Raw genomic sequence first — 15,908 nt, 5'->3', positions numbered from 1 at the left:
CGGTCGGCCTGGTGGCGTCGGTCGCGGCGGTCCGGAACCGTAAACAGGAGGTCGCCGCCATCGCGTAAAGACTTGCCACCGTGATCCGTCCGCCGCTCCGGATCACCCCAGCGCGGCCCGGCCCCCCCGGGGGGGGGGGGGGGGGGGGCGGGGAGAATTGTGGGGGGGGGTGTGGGGGGGGGGGGGGGGGGGGGGGGGGGGGGCCGGGGGGGGTTTTTTTTTGTGGAGGGGCGGGCCGGGGGGCGGGCGGGGGGTGACCCTGATCCCGGAGATGGCGGTGGCGGCCGAAACCGGCCGCGGCGCCCTCGATATCGTGCGGTTCGCCGCGCCCGCCCCCGGCCGCACCCTGGGACTGGTGTACCGCGCGTCCACCGCCCGCGCCGACGATTACGCCTACCTTGCCGAGGTCATCCGCACCCAGCGGCCGGTCTGAGAGGCCGGCGTGCATGATGCTCGGCCCGAGTGTCCGGCGGTGTCCAACTCGCGGCGCGCTGGGGCATCGCTGCCTCGAGGCTGTCTTGCCGGCCGGCGCTCGAGCGGCCTTCGCGATAGGGTGCCGCGACCCGGGGTGAGCAATTCGGCAACCCGCTTCTTTCCGGTTTGCGGTACCCGCCACGGCCGCCGGATACGTCCCTGCCCGCAACCCGGATCGGGTTGCGGGCAGGGGTGATCCGGAGCGGCGGACGGATCACGGTGGCAAGTCTTTACGCGATGGCGGCGACCTCCTGTTTACGGTTCCGGACCGCCGCGACCGACGCCACCAGGCCGACCGCCGCGACCGCGGTGACCAGGTACAGCCCCGGCCGGTATCCGGCGATACCATCGGCGGTGGCACCGCTGATCAGGCCGGTCGCGATGGCCAGTACCACCGCGCCGCCGATCTGGAAGGAGGTCTGCACCAGGCCGGAGGCCAGGCCCTGTTCGTGGTCGGCGATACCTTCGGTGGCCTGCACCATCACAGCCGAGAAGCCCAGCGCGAAACCGAGTCCCAGCAGTAGGAACGCGGGTAGGTAGTCGAGGGCGTAGACCGGGTCGGGGTTGCCGCCGCGGGTCAGGAACCAGGCGTAGCCGGCCACGAAGGAGGTGAGTGCGGCCAGGATCATCGGGGTGGTGCCGAAGCGGTCGATGAGCTTGCCCGCGATCGGGGACAGGATGGCCACGATGATGCCGGTCGGTGCCATGGCGAGCGCCATCTGCAGCGGTTCCCAGTGCAGGGTGTTCTGCAGATACAGCGAGACGATGGTCTGGAAGCTGAGGTAGGAGCCGAAGATTGCCAGGGCGGCCAGGTTGGCGCGCACGATCGACTTCACCTTGAAGATGCTCAGGCGCACCAGCGGGTGGCCGACCCGGTTCTCGACCACGAAGAAGCTGCCGAGCAGGCCGACCGCCAGGACGGTGGTCGCGATGACGGTCGCGGTGAAACCGGTCTCGGGGGCAGTGACGATGGTGTAGATCGCGGCGAGTGTGCCGCCGGTGAGCAGCGCGGCGCCGGCGAAATCGATCCGGCCCTCTTCCTTTTCGGTATTGCGCGGCACCACGAGGTAGGCGGCGAGCACGACCCCGGCGACCACGACGACGGGCAGGTAGAACGTCAGCCGCCAGTCGATACCGGTGAGCAGGCCGGACACGATGAGCCCGGAGGCGTATCCGGTGGCGCCGAAGATCGCGAAGATCGAGAGTGCGCGGTTGCGGTCGGGGCCTTCCTTGAATGTGGTGGTGATGATCGACAGTGCGGCCGGGGCGGTGAACGCGGCGGCGATGCCCTTGACGATCCGGGTGGCGATCAGCAGCCAGCCTTCGTCCACGAGTCCGCCCACCAGTGAGGCGAGACCGAAGACGACCAGGGCGGTCAGGAACACCTGCCGGCGTCCGAGCAGATCGGCGGCGCGACCGCCGAGCAGCAGCAGGCCGCCGTAGCCGAGGATGTAGCCGTTCACGATCCACTGCAGTGCGGAGGTGTCGAGGCCCAGTTCCTGGCCGATGGAGGGGAGCGCCACGCCGACCATGGAGACGTCGAGGGCGTCGAGGAACATGGCGAGCCCGGCGACCAGCAGGATTGCCCACAGGTGGGGGCTCCAGCGGCCGGGGGTGGACGCGGGGGATATCTCTGCCGAGGTGAGGTTCTGCGGCGAGGTTGCAGTCAGGGTCACGACGGCAAACGTAGATGCACGTACATTAAATGTCAACGCATGTAATGCGTGGGCATTTAATGACTTGACATGATAATCTCGGATCATGTACCACGACACCGACAAAGATGTCTGCGCGAAGTGGTCCGATACGCTCCGCCTGTACCACGGCACGTCCTGCGAGCTGGAGAACGCGCTACAGGAACGGCATCAGCTCGGGCTCAGCGAGTTCGAACTCCTTCAGGTCCTCGGCGGACGCTGCGGCGCGGAGCAGACCGAGAAGGTCAAGATGAAGGACATCGAAACGGAGATGTACCTCAGCCAGAGCGCCCTCTCGCGAACCGTGACGCGGCTCGAGAAGGCGGGTCTGCTGGAACGCGCGGCCTGCGATTTCGACCGGCGCGCCAACTTCCTGAAACTCACCCCGGCGGGCCGGGCGCGTCTCGACGACGCCAAACCGACCCATCTGGAAGTACTGCGCAAACACCTTGACTGACGGTGCCGGAGCCGGGCCCGGCAGCGCCGGATCCGGCGAGCATCGGTTGATATCGGCGTCGACGGCACCGCCCACCGCGGTGGGCGTGCGAATCCGAGTTCGACCCGGCCGGGGGTGGGCGGTGCGCCGCGATGGAAGCGCGGCGTCAGCACCAACCGCACTGTCGAATGCAATACCTGTCCCGCCCGGCGGATACGGTGTCGTGAATCCGCCGCTCCGCCGGACGCCGCGGCCTACCGGGGTGCGCGGCGGGCCGTACCGTGTGGTGACGGTGTCTACCGCCGAGTCCGAGCCGAGGAGGAAATCGATGAACGCCCACACCCCCGAAGGGCGCGTTCCGAGTAAATGGGAGGAGCTCGTCGCCGCCGACCCGCAGCATTCGCAGTGGTACGTACAGCGATTCCGCGACCTCGCCGCCGAAGGCCAAGACATCTTCGGGGAGGCACGGCTGATCGACGCGATGCTCGGCCGCCGGGGCCGGGTACTGGATGCGGGTTGCGGGCCCGGCCGGCTGGGCGGGTTCCTGCACAATTCCGGGCATGCGGTGGTGGGTGTGGATGTGGACCCGGTGCTGATCGCCGCCGCCGAAGCCGACTATCCCGGCCCCGATTGGCTCGTCGGTGACCTCGCCGAACTCGATCTCCCGGCGCGCGGTGTCCCCGCCGATTTCGATGTGATCGTCTGCGCCGGCAATGTGGTGACGTTTTTGGCGCCCGCCACCCGTCCGGCCGTGCTCGCCGGTTTCGCGCGGCATCTGGCGCCGGGCGGGCGCGTGGTCGTCGGCTTCGGGGCCGGCCGCGATTACGAGTTCGCGCAGTTCCGGGCCGACGCCGCCGAGCAGGGCTTCCACGAAGACCTGCTGCTCTCGACCTGGGATCTGCGCCCGTTCACCGCCGAATCGGATTTCCTGGTGGCCGTACTCTCGCACTAGCGCGGGACTGCCGCGACGGAATCTACGACGTTTCGAGCGCCGAAAGGTAGGCTGCGGCAGCCGGACCGGGTTGACGCGTGCCCCACACCACATACTCGACCCGGCGCGGCGGATTCCGCAGGGTGGCGGTCCGCAGATCCGGAAAGGCCGCCACGATGGACTCGGGTAGCAGCCCGATACACAGATTGCGCCGGATCAGTTCGGCGAAATAGTCCACCGCGACCACCTCGAACGCCACTTCACGGTGCACACCGGCGGCGGTGAAGGCCTGCTCGGCCTGTGCCCGCCCGGGGGAACCGGCGGGGAAATCGACGAACAGTTCCGCGCTCAACCGCTCCGCGTCGACGTCGCGTTCACCGGCCAGTGGGTGCGTGGGGTGGACCACGGCGACCAGCTCGCCGCGAGCGAGTGCGCGCGCTGTGACACCCCGCGGTTCGGTACCGTCCGGAAGGCCGAGGAACGCGATATCCAGCCGGCCTTGGCGCACATCATCCACCAGATGGTCGCTCATCCCCACCTGCAGGCTGATCTGCACCCGGGGATGACGGGCACGGAAATCCTGCAGCGTCCCCAGCAGATCGACGGCGCCGACACTGGGGATCGCGCCGATGGCGAGCCGGCCGCGGATCTCACCGGATACGGCGGTGACCTCCGCGCGCGCCCGTTCGGCGGCTTCCAGTGCCTGCCGGGCCGCGGGCAGGAACGCCACGCCGGCCGGGGTGAGTTCGACACGGCGGCTGGTGCGTTCGAACAGTTTCGCGCCCAGTTCCCGTTCGAGGCGCGCGATCTGGTGACTCAATGCCGACTGCACCACCAGGCACTGCCGGGCCGCCCGGGTGAAATTCTTCGTCTCCGCCACCGCGATGACGTACCGCATCTGCTGCAGTTCCATCGAACTATCGTGAATCATGATTGCTGCGCTGACAAACATGTGTTGGACTCATTGATAGAGCGGCCGCAAGGTTGAGGTCATGAGTATGACGACAGCGGCCCGGCCGCCCTCCGCAGCCGACCCTTCCGAAGCCCGCGGCCTGTCCCGCGGACTGCTACTGCTGATGTCGGTGGCGACCGGGCTGATCGTGGCGGGCAACTATTTCGCGCAGCCCTTACTGGACGCCATCCGCGGCGATTTCGGGTTGAGTACCGGTACCGCGGCGCTGATCGTCACGGCCGCCCAGGCGGGTTATGCCCTCGGCCTGTTCCTGCTGCTGCCGCTGGCCGATCTTTTCGAGCGGCGGCGTCTGGCGGTAACACTCTTCGGCGCCACCGCGTTCTTCCTGCTGGTCTGCGGTATCGCCGGAAACGGTGTGGTGCTGCTGGCCGCGACCGCGCTCGCCGCGTTCACCTCGGTCGCGGCGCAGGTGCTGGTGACCTTCGCCGTGGCGCTGAGCACGCCCGAACGGCGTGGGCGGGTGGTCGGCACCGTGATGAGCGGTCTGCTGGTGGGCGGTCTGCTGGCCCGGACCGTCGCGGGCCTGTTGAGCGAAGCCGGTGGCTGGCGCACCGTGTATTGGTTCGGTGCGGCCGCCCTGGCAGTGGTGGCCGTGGCGCTGTGGCGGTCGCTGCCCGCGGTGCATGCACCGGTGGGGATGTCGTATCCGGCGCTGCTGCGGTCCACGGCGGGGCTGCTGCGCACGAATTCCGTTCTGCGCCGGCGGGCCGGGCTCGGCGCATTGTCGATGGCGTCGTTCACGCTGTTCTGGACCGGTGTGACCTTCCTGCTGGCCGGCCCCGGCTATCACTGGTCGGAGGCCACGATCGGATTGTTCGGGCTGGTCGGGATCGCCGGTACTGTCGCGACACCCCTCTCGGGCCGGCTCGCCGACCGCGGCCACGTGCACCGGGTCGCCGGTGCCGGCGCGGCCCTGCTGGTGGTGGCCTGGATCGTGCTCGCGGCCGGCGTGAGCTCCCTGCCCGCCCTGATCGCCGGCGCGATCGTGCTCACCGTGGGCCAGCAGGCACTGCTCAACAGCAACCAGAACGTGCTGTACGCGCTCGCCCCCGAACTCCGTAACCGGCTGAATTCCGCCTTCATGACAGTCTTCTTCCTCGGCGGGGCGGCCGGATCGGCGCTCACCGCCCTCGCCTGGGACCGGGCCGGATGGATCGGTGTCGGCGTCGCCGGGGGCGTGCTGGCGACCGCCACCGTACTGCTGTGGGGCGCCGACCGGATGCGCGACCGGTCCACCCGAGCACGGTAAACACAGTTCGCTTGATCGCTGTTCAGAGAAGGAAAACCTATGCGTATCACCATTTTCGGGGCAGCCGGACAGGCCGGCAGCCGGACCGTCACCGAAGCACTGGACCGCGGCCACCTGGTCACCGCCGTACTGCGCAGCCCGGACCGGGCACATGAGATACCGCGCGCCGCGGAGGTCCGGATCGGCGATGCCGCCGACCTCGAGGATGTCGTCGATCTCGCCGACGGCCAGGACCTCGTGATCAGCGCGACCCGTCCGGCCGCCGGCCGGGAAAGCGAGCTGATCGCCACCGCCGCCACGCTCACGGCAGCCACCGCGCGCACCGGCACCCGATTGCTGCTCGTGGGTGGCGCGGCCACGCTGACCGTGCCCGGCGCCGGTGGGGTGACGGTGATGGACGAGCCGGGATTCCCCGGATCCCTGCGCGCCATCGCCCGCGCCTGCGCCGATCAGCTCGCGGTCTGCCGCGCCGCCACCTGCAGCGACTGGACCTACCTGAGCCCGCCCGCGCAATTGCATACCGGCGCCCGCACCGGACGGTATCGGCTCGGCCGGGACACGCTCGTGGTCGACCGGTACGGGCAGTCGGCACTGTCCTACGCGGACCTCGCGGTGGTGCTGCTCGACGAAGCCGAGCGATCCGCGCATCGGGGGATGCGATTCACCGCCGCCTACTGACCCGGGCGGACGGGTGGGCCCCGATGCGATGGGGACACGCCGGTTCGTCCCGGACTCCCTGCTGGTAGACACTGCGGGTGGATACAGGAGTTCAGCTGGTGGATATTCGGCCCGGCCGCGTAGAACTGGCGGATCGCCGGACGGAACGGCGCTGGCCGGTGGAGATCGCGGCCTACCGGATCGCGGCACTGCCGGTGACGCGGGCGCAGTATGCGGCGACCATGGGGGACGAGACCGGTGACGGGCTACCAGTCGACAGTGTGTCCTGGGACGATGCGGTGCGGTTCTGTAATCGCCTGTCCGAGCGGGAAGGCCTGACCCCGGTGTACCGCCGGGCCGGTGCGAACACGGAAACTGTGGCCTCGGCCGACGGGTATCGCCTGCCCACCGAAGCCGAATGGGAATACGCCTGCCGGGCCGGAACCACGGGGCCCCGCTACGGTGAGCTCGACGAAATCGCCTGGTATCGCGGGAATTCGGGCGGCACCGCGCAGCCCGTCGGCCGGAAACGGCCCAACGCCTGGGGCTTGTACGACATGCTCGGCAATGTCTGGGAATGGTGCTGGGATTTCTACGATCCCGCCGTCTACGGCGAATACCGGGTGCTGCGCGGTGGCGGCTGGTTCGACGAACACTGGAGCTGCCGGGCCTCGGTGCGGCGGCGCAGCCATCCGACACTGCGCCTCGACGATGTGGGATTCCGGGTGGCTCGTTCGGGCTAGAGTGCGCCGCGGGCGGCGAGCACTTCGAAGGCGGCGTCGGCGCTGCGCCACAACACATCGATCTCCGCCCGGGCCGCCGGCGCGGCCGCCGGATCCTGCAGGGCCAGCCCGTTGCCGAAGATCACCACATTGGCGCCCGCATCGGCCAGGCGCAGCAGGGGTCCGGTGGCCACACCCGCGCCGAGGACGGCATCGAGCCCCTCGCCCACGAAATAGAACCGCCACAGCGGACCCAGATCTGCGCCGTAGACGGCTTTCGTGAGATCGACGATGAGGAAACCGTGGCGGGCGATCGCATCGACGATGGTGAAGTGGTCGCGTGCCTGGGCGGGTGTCGCCCGGGTCGCGGCGACGGAATAGGCGAGATCGACGGTGAGATGGGCGTTGTAGCCCGCCATCGCGACCCGGGCCCCCGACAGGTCGCACTGCCGGGTGAGCGCGAAATAGTTGGCCCACTGCGGCTCGGCCGGTGCGCCGGTGAACTCGGCGTGCACATTGCGCAGGAACCGGGCCAGCAGCTCGAGGCTGATGCGATGCGCCCATTCGGGATCGTCGAACGCGCGGGGGTTGCGCTGCAACGGCATGACGGCGGCCCGCTCCACGGCATCGAGCCCCAGTGCCAGCAGGCCTCGCCGGTCCCGATGTGCCACCAGGATCTCGGTGATCCGCCGATGCTGCTCCACCGCACGTTCGAGCCGGTCCAGCGAGGAGCCGGTGCTCTCGTCCAGCAGTTCGGAGGTATCGGAGAGTTCGACGATCTCGGCGACAGCAGCGGGTGCCAGCGGCGCGCCACAGGCGCTTTCGGCGACGACGGCGCCGGCGCGCGGTGGGACCAGCAGGCCGGCCACGGCGAACACGAAGACCAAGGCGGTGCGGCCGAGACGACGCCGATGGCCCGGGTTTGCGCTGGACATGGTCACACCACCTTCATTCGACGATCAAGTGGGCGTGCACGACAACGAGGAGAACCAGATGAACGGACCCGTGCCCGAGGTCTGCCGGGCGCGGCTACACACTAGCTCCGGGCGCAGGGGGAGTGTTCCCGCCACGCGGACCGCGGCAGGGGACCGGCCATGATCGAGTCCAGTCGTAATTCGCCGCGTGTTACGCCCGCTACTCGGTATGCGTCCGGCAGCCGGGCGGCGGCGTACCGGCCGCAGCCCGGAGGTCGCTCCCGCCGAACCGGCTGTGGCACAGACCCTTCGTGCCACCGAATATCGACCACGGGGTGTGGCTAATTGGCTGCCCTGACGGGCAACCCTGCGGTCCGGGCGGGCGCTCGCTGCGGTGGGTTCGGTGGTGACCTGCCCGGTGCGATTCCGGTTTCGGTGCGTTCGGCCGGTTCGGCGAGGGCGGTGCACCCGCGGTCGGTGCATGGGCAGAATCAGGCCCGGGCCCCGCCGGTTCCGACCGTTTTGCGGGGGCAGCCGAACCGGGGCTGCCGCGTCTGTGCGGCCCACTGCTGCCGGGGATGGCTCTAGACGGTTGTCCGGGCGAGGGCGAGGACGATCTCGGTGGCCGCGTCGACCAGGCGCTCGCGTGGGACCGGGAGCCGGCCGTCGATCCAGTCGACGTAGAGCGCGACCAGGGCGCCGCTGAGTGCGGTCGCGCTGATGATCAGCGCTTCTTCGCTATCGGGCAGGAGTGCGTTCACCTCGTCGCCCAGCGCGGGGAGCATGGTGCGGAGGAAGGCCGGGAGGCGGTCTGCGCTGTGGCGGCGCAGGGTGTCGTCGGTGAGTGGTTCGCGCAGCAGAACCCGGGCCCGGCGCGGGTCCTCTTCGAAGTAGGCGGCGCAGATTTCGAGTGCCGAGCGGACGGTGGTGTGCGTATCCGCGGCCGCGGCGGTCGCGCCGAGCCTGGTCAGGAGTTCGGTTTCCAGGCGGTCGTAGACGGCGGTGAGCAGCGCGGTGCGGTCGGGGAAGCTTTCGTAGAAATAGCGCGGGCTCAGGTTCGCCAGGCGCGTGACCGCCCGCATGGTGACCGCCGCCGGTCCGTCGGTGCCCAGCAGGTCGAATCCGACGTCCACGAGTTGTTCGCGGCGCTCCGCGGACCTGTCGTCCAGAGTCCGGCCGCGCCACAGCTTGGGTGCGCTCATCGGCCAATCCTCGCATCGACCGCCACCATTGACATCAGGTGATTCAACATGAATCATACGATTCATGTTTCTACCGGGTGCGGCCGGCCCGCGCCCGTCGAAAGGTTGCCGCTGTGTTCAGTGAGGAAAAGTTCCAGCAGGCCCTGCGCCGCCCCCGCCTCGCCCGGCCCGCGCCCGAGTTCCTCGACGGTAATCGCGCGGTACCGATCCGGGTGATCCCCGAACCCGAACTGCAGGCCACTACCGAGCAGTGGTTCGTCCAGTTCGACCGGAAACTGGAGTACTACGGAAAACTCGGTCTCGACCTGTCCTGGCTGATGGAATGGGCGAAGAAATACTGGTGGAGTTTCCTCGCCCGCGATATGAGCCTCAACCACGAGCTGTACGCCCCGGATATCCGCTACACCGATGTCACCACCTTCGGCCGCACCATCACCGGTATCGACGAATTCGTGAAGTACAACTTCGCCTTCTTCGACGCCATCCCGGACTGGCGCTACGATCCGCTGCCCGACCAGGTCTATCTCGACGTCATGCCCGACGAGAAGGTCCGGGTCGTCATCCGCTATATCGGCAGCGGCCACTGGGACGGCCCGCTGCGGCTCTACCCTTACGACGACAACGCCCCCGTCCTGTACGGCACCGGCCGTTTCATCCAGTGTCCTGCGGTCGACCGCTACCACTTCAACGCCGACGGACTCATGGAGGAAGGCGAAACCCTCTACGACGCCTTCGATGTCACGCAGCGCGGCGGGATCCTCCCGCGCGACGACAGCTGGCAGTTCAAGGCCCTGATGTCGGCGTCGAAGATCCCGGCGCTACTGCATCGGTTCGGGTTGTAGCGGGTGCCCGCTAGTAACCCTTCGATCGCAGGAAATCCGCCACGGTGACAACGGTGTGCGGATTGCGCGGCCCCTCCACCAGCGCGGCGTAGGGCAAGGCGAGGATATTGTTCTCGCGAACGGCCGTGCTGCCCGCCATCAGCGGGTGCCTGCGGAGCTGCTCGATCTTCGCCGGTACCGAATTCTCCGGACCGGCACCGTAGTCCACGATCAGGATCACCTGCGGATCGCGGTGCGCCGCCGCTTCCCACGACGTACTGGTCCAGGAATCGTTCAGATCGTCGAAGATATTGCTACCACCCGCCTTGCGGATGATCTGCGACGGCGCCGCGGTCCGGCCGGAGGTGAACGGTTCGGGGGTTGCGCTGTCGAACAGGAACACCCGCGCCGGTTCCCGCCCGGCGGGGGCACTGTCGGCGGCCTTCGCGACCTGGTCCCGATACTGCGCGATGAGTTGATCGGCCTTCGCGCGCACACCGAAGATCTCCCCGAGATTGGCCAGATCCGCGTAGAGCGCATCGAGCGGTTCCATCACGCCGCGGCGATCCGTTCCGGGTTGCCGGCACGCCTCGGTCAACTGGTACGGCACCGCGCCGATCGATCGCACCCACTCCGGGGTGAGACCGGTGGACTCCTTGAACCCGTAGTTCCATCCGGCGAAGACGAAATCGGGATCGGCCGCCTGCACTATCTCGCGGGTGAACGCGTAGCCGAGCAGCGGTGTGCGCTCGAATTCCGCCTGCCACGGCGAGGACGCGATATCGCGTTCCTTCCCGCGATAACTGCTGTGCCCCACCAGCCGGTCGGCCAATCCGAGCGCGAACATCATCTCGGTGATCCCGGTGTCGTTGGTGACGACCCGCTCCGGGATGCCGTGGACCGTCAGCGGCGCACCGCAATTGGTGACCGTCACCGCCTTACCGGCGGCCTGGGCGGGCTGCTGCACCTCGGCGCCACACGCTGTCGATACGACCGCGGCCACGACGGCCAGTGCCACGAGCAATCGGGGAGACCTCATCTAACAGCCCTTCTCGTCGAAGATGATCTGCGGAACACCCAGCCGGGGGTGGGTGACGATATGGCCGCCGATCGAGAACCAGCGGGCGATCACCTCCGCGGTGATCACCTCGTGCGGTGTGCCCGAGCAGACGATCCGGCCGCCGTGCAGCACGAAGAGCCGATCGCAGTACTGGGCGGCCAGATTGAGGTCGTGCAGGGCCGCGACCACCGTGATCCCCAGCTCTCGCGCCGCGGACAGGACGCTGTATTGGTGGTGTACATCGAGGTGATTGGTCGGTTCGTCCAATACCAGCACCTTCGGCTGCTGAGCCAGGGCACGGGCGATCAGGACGCGCTGGCGTTCCCCGCCCGACAGCGACAGGAAACCGCGGTCGGCGAGGTGGGCGATATCGGCCGTCGCCATCGCCGCCGCGCAGATCTCGGCATCGCGCCGGTGGGTGCCGCGCAGCAGTGCCGTATGCGGTAACCGCCCGGTGGCCACGACCTCGGCGGCGGTGAAATCGAACGGTGTGGTGGTGTCCTGGGTCAGCGCCGCCACCTGGCGGGCGTTGGCGCGCATACCGATCGCCGCGATATCCGTATCGTCCACCAGAACTCGTCCCGAGCTGGGGGATACGGCGCGGTACAGACAACGCAGCAGGGTGGATTTACCGCTGCCGTTCGGTCCCACGATGCCGATGAACTCCCCGGATTCGGCGGCCGGTGTCACCGCCTCGAGGATCGTCGTACCGCCGATCTGCACGGTGACGTTGTCGTAGTCGATACGCATCAGCCGCCTCCGCTCAAGGCGCCGCGGCGCCGCATCAGCACAACGAACACGGGCACACCCACCGCGGCCGTCACTGCTCCCAGCGGTAACTCCTGCGGCGGCAGGAGGATACGGGCCACCAGGTCGGCGGTCACCAGGAACACCGCGCCCAGCAGTGGGGTCACCAGGATCAGCCGCCGGTGGTCGGCGCCGACCAGCAGCCTGGCGATATGCGGCACCACCAGGCCGACGAAACCGATGGCCCCGCAGACCGCGACGAAACAGCCTGTCATCGCGGCGGAAACCACGAACAGCAGCACGCGGAACCGGGAAGCGTTCAGGCCGAGCGCGGCGCTGACCTCATCGCCCATCGACAGGGCGTTCAGCTGCCGGGCGAACGCCGCGATGATCGCCAGGCCCGCCACGGCGACGGCGACCACCAGCGGAACCATCTGCCAGGCCGCACCGGCCAGACTGCCGAGCAACCAGAACATCACCGAACGGGCGGCATCACCGTGCGGCGCCATGAACACCAGCACCGTTGTCGCCGCGGAAAAACCGTAACCGACAGCGGTACCCGTGAGCACCAGCCGCAACGGCACCAGCCCGGCACTCGACCGGGCCATCAGGTAGACGAGGACGGTGGCGCCGAGCGCCCCGGCGAACGCCGCGGACGACAGTGCGTAGACCCCTAGCGCACCGAAGGCGCCGAAAAGTACGACCGCGGTGGCACCCACCGACGCACCCGACGAAATACCCAGCACATACGGATCGGCGAGGGCGTTACGCACCATGGCCTGCACCAGCAACCCGACGGCACCCAGCCCCGCACCGACGGTGGCGGCCAGCACGACCCGCGGCAACCGCGAATCCACAACGATCCGGTACTCGGCGATATCCGCCGCCACCACCACGCCACCGGTGAGTTCGGCCCACAGGAACCCGAGAGCGGCCCGCCACGGGATATGCACCGCGCCGAGCATCAATCCGAGAAGGGAGACGATCACCAACGCCACGGCGAGACCGGCAATCAACACCGCCACCGGGAGCCGCCGCAGCCCATGCGAATTCATCGAGGCGGAACCGGCCGCCCGTCCCCGAAGTGACCGTGTGCAGGCATGCGTGCGCGACGAAGACCCATATCTTGTCAACCGCTCCCTCGGAGTCGACAGCGACCACACCGGCGGTATGGCCACGCGGGCAGGTCTTCGGACTCGTGGACGTGCTCCCGGGACCGGGATCGCCTACTGACGGTCGCTTCCCAGGCGCCAGGCCCAGTGCTGATGACCGCGGTCGTTTCCACTCACCGCTGCGGGGCAGTTCCGGATTCCCACCGGATTCCCTCTTACGAACCACCCGTCGGCGACGGGTGGTAACCAGCGCGCGGTCACGGTAACACCCGGAATTTCCGGGCCGGACATTCCGGGTGGGAATGTGCGTCACCTCACTCGGTCCGAGCGGCGTACCGGCGAGCGAGCGGGCGTCGGCAGACCGATCCCCGGCGAGCGTCCGGAGGGCGTTTTGGTCCCGCAGCCATCCGTAGGCTACGGTTGTCGATGCAACGCGGGGTGGAGCAGTTCGGTAGCTCGCTGGGCTCATAACCCAGAGGTCGCAGGTTCAAATCCTGTCCCCGCTACCAACGACCGAGGCCGGAACGGGTTCCACCGTTTCGGCCTCGGCCATTTCCCGGCACCAAGACTTCGGATCAGTCGGCGGGGTCCGAGTTCGTATGAGCTGCCGGAAACGGTGGCTCTTCGCCGGCGAAGACGGGAAGAGGACTCCGCGCCTGGCGGTTGCATCGTGTATGCCGAAACCCTTCACGGAAACCGAACGCCAGAAGTTCCTCGCGGGCAAGCATATTGCGGTGCTGTCGGTCGCGGCGTCCGATGGTCGTCCGCCGGCGTCCGTCCCGATTTGGTACGACTACACGCCCGGCGGTGAGATCAGGATCAACACCGGCGTGAACCGGCGCAAGGCCAGGCTCATCCGGGAAGCCGGTGTGGTGACGTTGGTCGTGCAACGCGAAGAACTGCCATACCAGTACATCATCGTCGAAGGCACTGTCATCGATGCCGCGAATCCCTCCCCGTTGGACATCCGGGAAGCCATCGCCACGCGTTACCTCGGTCCCGAGGCCGGGCGCGCGTTCGCCGAACAGATGGACGGCCGCGAATCGGTCCTGTTCACGATCCGTCCCGACCGCTGGATCACGCAGGACTACTCGGACGACTTCTGACAGCGCGAGGCAGTCCGGATCGAAGCGATCGGCCGTCCGCGCCCACGACGCCGGTGTCCCGGCGGCTACGGTCGGCGGTGGGTGCGCGTCGATGTGTCACCGCACTTCGGCAGGTGGCGCGCTCAGGTGAGCGACCTGACCTCTGCGATCTCGTATTCCGCCACCGTGGCGCCGCGGATCGCCGCGTTCTGTTCGTCACCGGTACCTTTCCCGCGGAAAGCATCTACCGCCGCCCGGGTTTCCCAGCGCTCGAAGATGTTGATCCGGGCGGGATCGATGAGATCCGGGCTGATCGCGAAATCGAGGCAGCCGGGCGCGGACCGAGCCTGTTCGACGACGGTGACGCAGCCGGCGAGATACGCCTCGCGGGCGTCCGGTGCGACGAGAAGGTGCCCGGCGACGATGACCATACTGCGCTCCTGTTCGGTCGGTTCACCGATACAGACCGAACCGCGACAACCAATTCATCGGTGCGGTGTCCATCCGGTTCAGCAGTCCGAACGGCGGGGTCGGCCGGCTGTTGTCGTGATTCGGGCACCGATCGCGCGGCGCGGCGGAACTTTCGCTGTCGAACTCCGGCAGGCCAGGAGATTTATACGCTCAGGGACCGGTAACGGTCAGGTCATCGGTCCCTGAGCGTTGGAAACTGCGGCCGCGCTCAGGCCCGCGACCCGAACCGTTCCAGGACGGCACTGGCCTCTTGGGAAGCGGTGCCCCCGTCGGCGAGATGTGCCATGGCCTCGGGGATGGGGCGGCCGTGGTGGGCCATGGCCTGGGCGTAGAGCCGACCGGCGCGGTAGGAGGACCGGACCAGCGGGCCCGCCATCACACCGGCGAAACCGATCTCCTCGGCGGCCTTCGAATGTTCCACGAACTCTTCGGGTTTCACCCAGCGATCCACCGGGTGATGCCGCGGTGAGGGGCGCAGGTACTGGGTGATGGTGAGGATATCGCAACCGGCTTCGTGCAGGTCACGCATGGCCTGGGTGACTTCCTCGGGGGTCTCGCCCATACCGAGGATCAGGTTGGACTTGGTGACCAGGCCTTCGGCGCGGGCCGCGGTGAGCACCGCGAGCGAGCGTTCGTAGCGGAACGCCGGGCGGATCCGCTTGAAGACGCGGGGCACGGTTTCCAGATTGTGCGCCAGCACCTCCGGACGCGTGGAGAACACTTCGGCGAGCTGATCCGGTTTCGCATTGAAATCCGGGATCAGCAGTTCCACACCGGTGTTCGGGTTGAGCTTCTTGATGGCGCGCACGGTTTCCGCGTACAACCAGGCGCCGCCGTCGTCCAGATCGTCGCGGGCGACACCGGTGATGGTGGAGTAGCGCAGGCCCATGGCCTGCACGCTTTCGGCGACCCGGCGCGGTTCGTCACGGTCCAGCGGGGACGGTTTACCGGTGTCGATCTGGCAGAAATCGCAGCGCCGGGTGCACTGTTCGCCGCCGATGAGGAAGGTGGCCTCGCGGTCCTCCCAGCATTCGAAGATATTGGGGCAGCCCGCTTCTTCGCACACGGTGTGCAGGCCCTCCCGTTTCACCAGCCCTTTGAGCTCGGTGTATTCGGGACCCATGGTGGCGCGGGTGCGGATCCAGCCGGGTTTGCGTTCGATCGGGGTCTCGGCGTTACGGGCCTCGATACGCAGCAGTTTACGGCCGGCGGGGGCTTGGGCGGAGGTCATGCGGTGGGACCTTTCGAATCGCATGCCGCGGTGGCGGCGGCGGGCTCCGCGGCGGCCGGGGTGGGGGCCTGCGGAATATCGTGTTCGGTAACCGGAAGCTCACCGTTGAGCGCGGCCGGTATCGCTGTG

Annotated in this window: 16 protein-coding genes, 1 tRNA gene, 1 pseudogene and 1 riboswitch; of the genes and pseudogenes, 9 read left to right on the top strand and 9 right to left on the bottom strand. The window is 68.3% G+C overall.

Annotation, left to right across the window (positions count from 1 at the left end; genetic code table 11):
• Positions 1 to 241: 241 nt before the first annotated feature.
• A pseudogene (locus QH196_RS01005) lies at positions 242 to 433 on the top strand (hydrogen peroxide-inducible genes activator); the annotation flags it as partial.
• Positions 434 to 704: 271 nt separating this feature from the next.
• On the opposite strand, the gene QH196_RS01000 reads toward QH196_RS01005, so the two are convergent.
• Positions 705 to 2,150 (bottom strand): MFS transporter, encoded by a 1,446-nt coding sequence (locus QH196_RS01000; RefSeq protein WP_280413848.1) that lies wholly within the window; start codon positions 2,148 to 2,150, stop codon positions 705 to 707.
• Between the two features lie 85 nt (positions 2,151 to 2,235).
• Between QH196_RS01000 and QH196_RS00995 the strand changes: the two genes are divergently transcribed.
• Together QH196_RS00995 and QH196_RS00990 are read left to right on the top strand one after the other, a co-directional pair.
• Entirely contained in the window at positions 2,236 to 2,625 is a 390-nt protein-coding gene (locus QH196_RS00995; protein WP_280413847.1) for a MarR family winged helix-turn-helix transcriptional regulator, read from the top strand.
• 307 nt (positions 2,626 to 2,932) lie between these two features.
• Positions 2,933 to 3,556 carry a class I SAM-dependent methyltransferase gene (locus QH196_RS00990; protein WP_280413846.1) on the top strand — a complete coding sequence of 208 codons (624 nt, stop codon included), beginning with the start codon at positions 2,933 to 2,935 and terminating at the stop codon, positions 3,554 to 3,556.
• A gap of 22 nt (positions 3,557 to 3,578) precedes the next feature.
• Here QH196_RS00990 and QH196_RS00985 read toward each other — a convergent pair whose 3' ends face one another.
• Positions 3,579 to 4,448 carry a LysR substrate-binding domain-containing protein gene (locus QH196_RS00985; RefSeq protein WP_280413845.1) on the bottom strand — a complete coding sequence of 290 codons (870 nt, stop codon included), beginning with the start codon at positions 4,446 to 4,448 and terminating at the stop codon, positions 3,579 to 3,581.
• A 79-nt stretch (positions 4,449 to 4,527) separates the two neighbouring features.
• Here QH196_RS00985 and QH196_RS00980 point away from each other — a divergent pair, with 79 nt between their 5' ends.
• From QH196_RS00980 to QH196_RS00970, 3 genes are all read left to right on the top strand, one after another.
• The gene (locus QH196_RS00980; RefSeq protein WP_280413844.1) at positions 4,528 to 5,757 is read left to right on the top strand and encodes an MFS transporter; all 1,230 of its coding nucleotides are present in this window, start codon (positions 4,528 to 4,530) and stop codon (positions 5,755 to 5,757) included.
• A 39-nt stretch (positions 5,758 to 5,796) separates the two neighbouring features.
• Positions 5,797 to 6,435 (top strand): NAD(P)-dependent oxidoreductase, encoded by a 639-nt coding sequence (locus tag QH196_RS00975; protein ID WP_280413843.1) that lies wholly within the window; start codon positions 5,797 to 5,799, stop codon positions 6,433 to 6,435.
• A 95-nt stretch (positions 6,436 to 6,530) separates the two neighbouring features.
• Complete coding sequence (locus QH196_RS00970) at positions 6,531 to 7,157, top strand: formylglycine-generating enzyme family protein (protein ID WP_280413849.1); 627 nt, start codon at positions 6,531 to 6,533, stop codon at positions 7,155 to 7,157.
• Here QH196_RS00970 and QH196_RS00965 read toward each other — a convergent pair.
• Together QH196_RS00965 and QH196_RS00960 are read right to left on the bottom strand one after the other, a co-directional pair.
• Positions 7,154 to 8,071, bottom strand: a complete 918-nt coding sequence (locus QH196_RS00965; RefSeq protein WP_280413842.1) for a DUF5995 family protein — start codon at positions 8,069 to 8,071, stop codon at positions 7,154 to 7,156. The two genes, QH196_RS00970 and QH196_RS00965, sit on opposite strands and share 4 nt — an antisense overlap.
• 563 nt (positions 8,072 to 8,634) lie before the next feature.
• Complete coding sequence (locus QH196_RS00960; RefSeq protein WP_280413841.1) at positions 8,635 to 9,252, bottom strand: TetR/AcrR family transcriptional regulator; 618 nt, start codon at positions 9,250 to 9,252, stop codon at positions 8,635 to 8,637.
• A gap of 113 nt (positions 9,253 to 9,365) precedes the next feature.
• Between QH196_RS00960 and QH196_RS00955 the strand changes: the two genes are divergently transcribed.
• A complete protein-coding gene (locus QH196_RS00955) occupies positions 9,366 to 10,094 on the top strand; it encodes a nuclear transport factor 2 family protein (RefSeq protein ID WP_280413840.1) in 729 nt (242 codons plus the stop codon).
• Between the two features lie 10 nt (positions 10,095 to 10,104).
• Here the strand turns inward: QH196_RS00955 and QH196_RS00950 are convergent, their stop codons facing one another.
• The 3 genes from QH196_RS00950 to QH196_RS00940 are packed head-to-tail and all read right to left on the bottom strand — an operon-like array spanning position 10,105 to position 12,935.
• Positions 10,105 to 11,112, bottom strand: a complete 1,008-nt coding sequence (locus QH196_RS00950; protein ID WP_280413839.1) for an ABC transporter substrate-binding protein — start codon at positions 11,110 to 11,112, stop codon at positions 10,105 to 10,107.
• On the bottom strand, positions 11,113 to 11,883 hold the full coding sequence (locus QH196_RS00945; protein ID WP_280413838.1) for an ABC transporter ATP-binding protein: 771 nt from the start codon (positions 11,881 to 11,883) through the stop codon (positions 11,113 to 11,115).
• Positions 11,883 to 12,935 carry a FecCD family ABC transporter permease gene (locus QH196_RS00940; protein ID WP_280413837.1) on the bottom strand — a complete coding sequence of 351 codons (1,053 nt, stop codon included), beginning with the start codon at positions 12,933 to 12,935 and terminating at the stop codon, positions 11,883 to 11,885. Before QH196_RS00940 ends, QH196_RS00945 begins: the two co-directional genes overlap by 1 nt.
• Before the next feature lie 109 nt (positions 12,936 to 13,044).
• A riboswitch (cobalamin riboswitch) is annotated at positions 13,045 to 13,258 on the bottom strand.
• 166 nt (positions 13,259 to 13,424) lie between these two features.
• Here QH196_RS00940 and QH196_RS00935 point away from each other — a divergent pair.
• Positions 13,425 to 13,501 (top strand) — tRNA-Met (locus QH196_RS00935).
• 165 nt (positions 13,502 to 13,666) lie between these two features.
• Positions 13,667 to 14,098 (top strand): pyridoxamine 5'-phosphate oxidase family protein, encoded by a 432-nt coding sequence (locus QH196_RS00930; RefSeq protein WP_280413836.1) that lies wholly within the window; start codon positions 13,667 to 13,669, stop codon positions 14,096 to 14,098.
• A gap of 122 nt (positions 14,099 to 14,220) precedes the next feature.
• Here the strand turns inward: QH196_RS00930 and QH196_RS00925 are convergent, their stop codons facing one another.
• Both QH196_RS00925 and lipA read right to left on the bottom strand, forming a co-directional pair.
• Positions 14,221 to 14,508 carry a putative quinol monooxygenase gene (locus QH196_RS00925; RefSeq protein WP_280413835.1) on the bottom strand — a complete coding sequence of 96 codons (288 nt, stop codon included), beginning with the start codon at positions 14,506 to 14,508 and terminating at the stop codon, positions 14,221 to 14,223.
• 248 nt (positions 14,509 to 14,756) lie between these two features.
• Positions 14,757 to 15,779 (bottom strand): lipoyl synthase, encoded by a 1,023-nt coding sequence (lipA, locus tag QH196_RS00920; RefSeq protein ID WP_280413834.1) that lies wholly within the window; start codon positions 15,777 to 15,779, stop codon positions 14,757 to 14,759.
• Between the last annotated feature and the right edge of the window lie 129 nt (positions 15,780 to 15,908).

This window comes from Nocardia carnea, from assembly GCF_029868325.1.
GTDB lineage: Bacteria > Actinomycetota > Actinomycetes > Mycobacteriales > Mycobacteriaceae > Nocardia > Nocardia carnea_C.
This window is presented reverse-complemented; position numbering and strand designations above follow the sequence as displayed.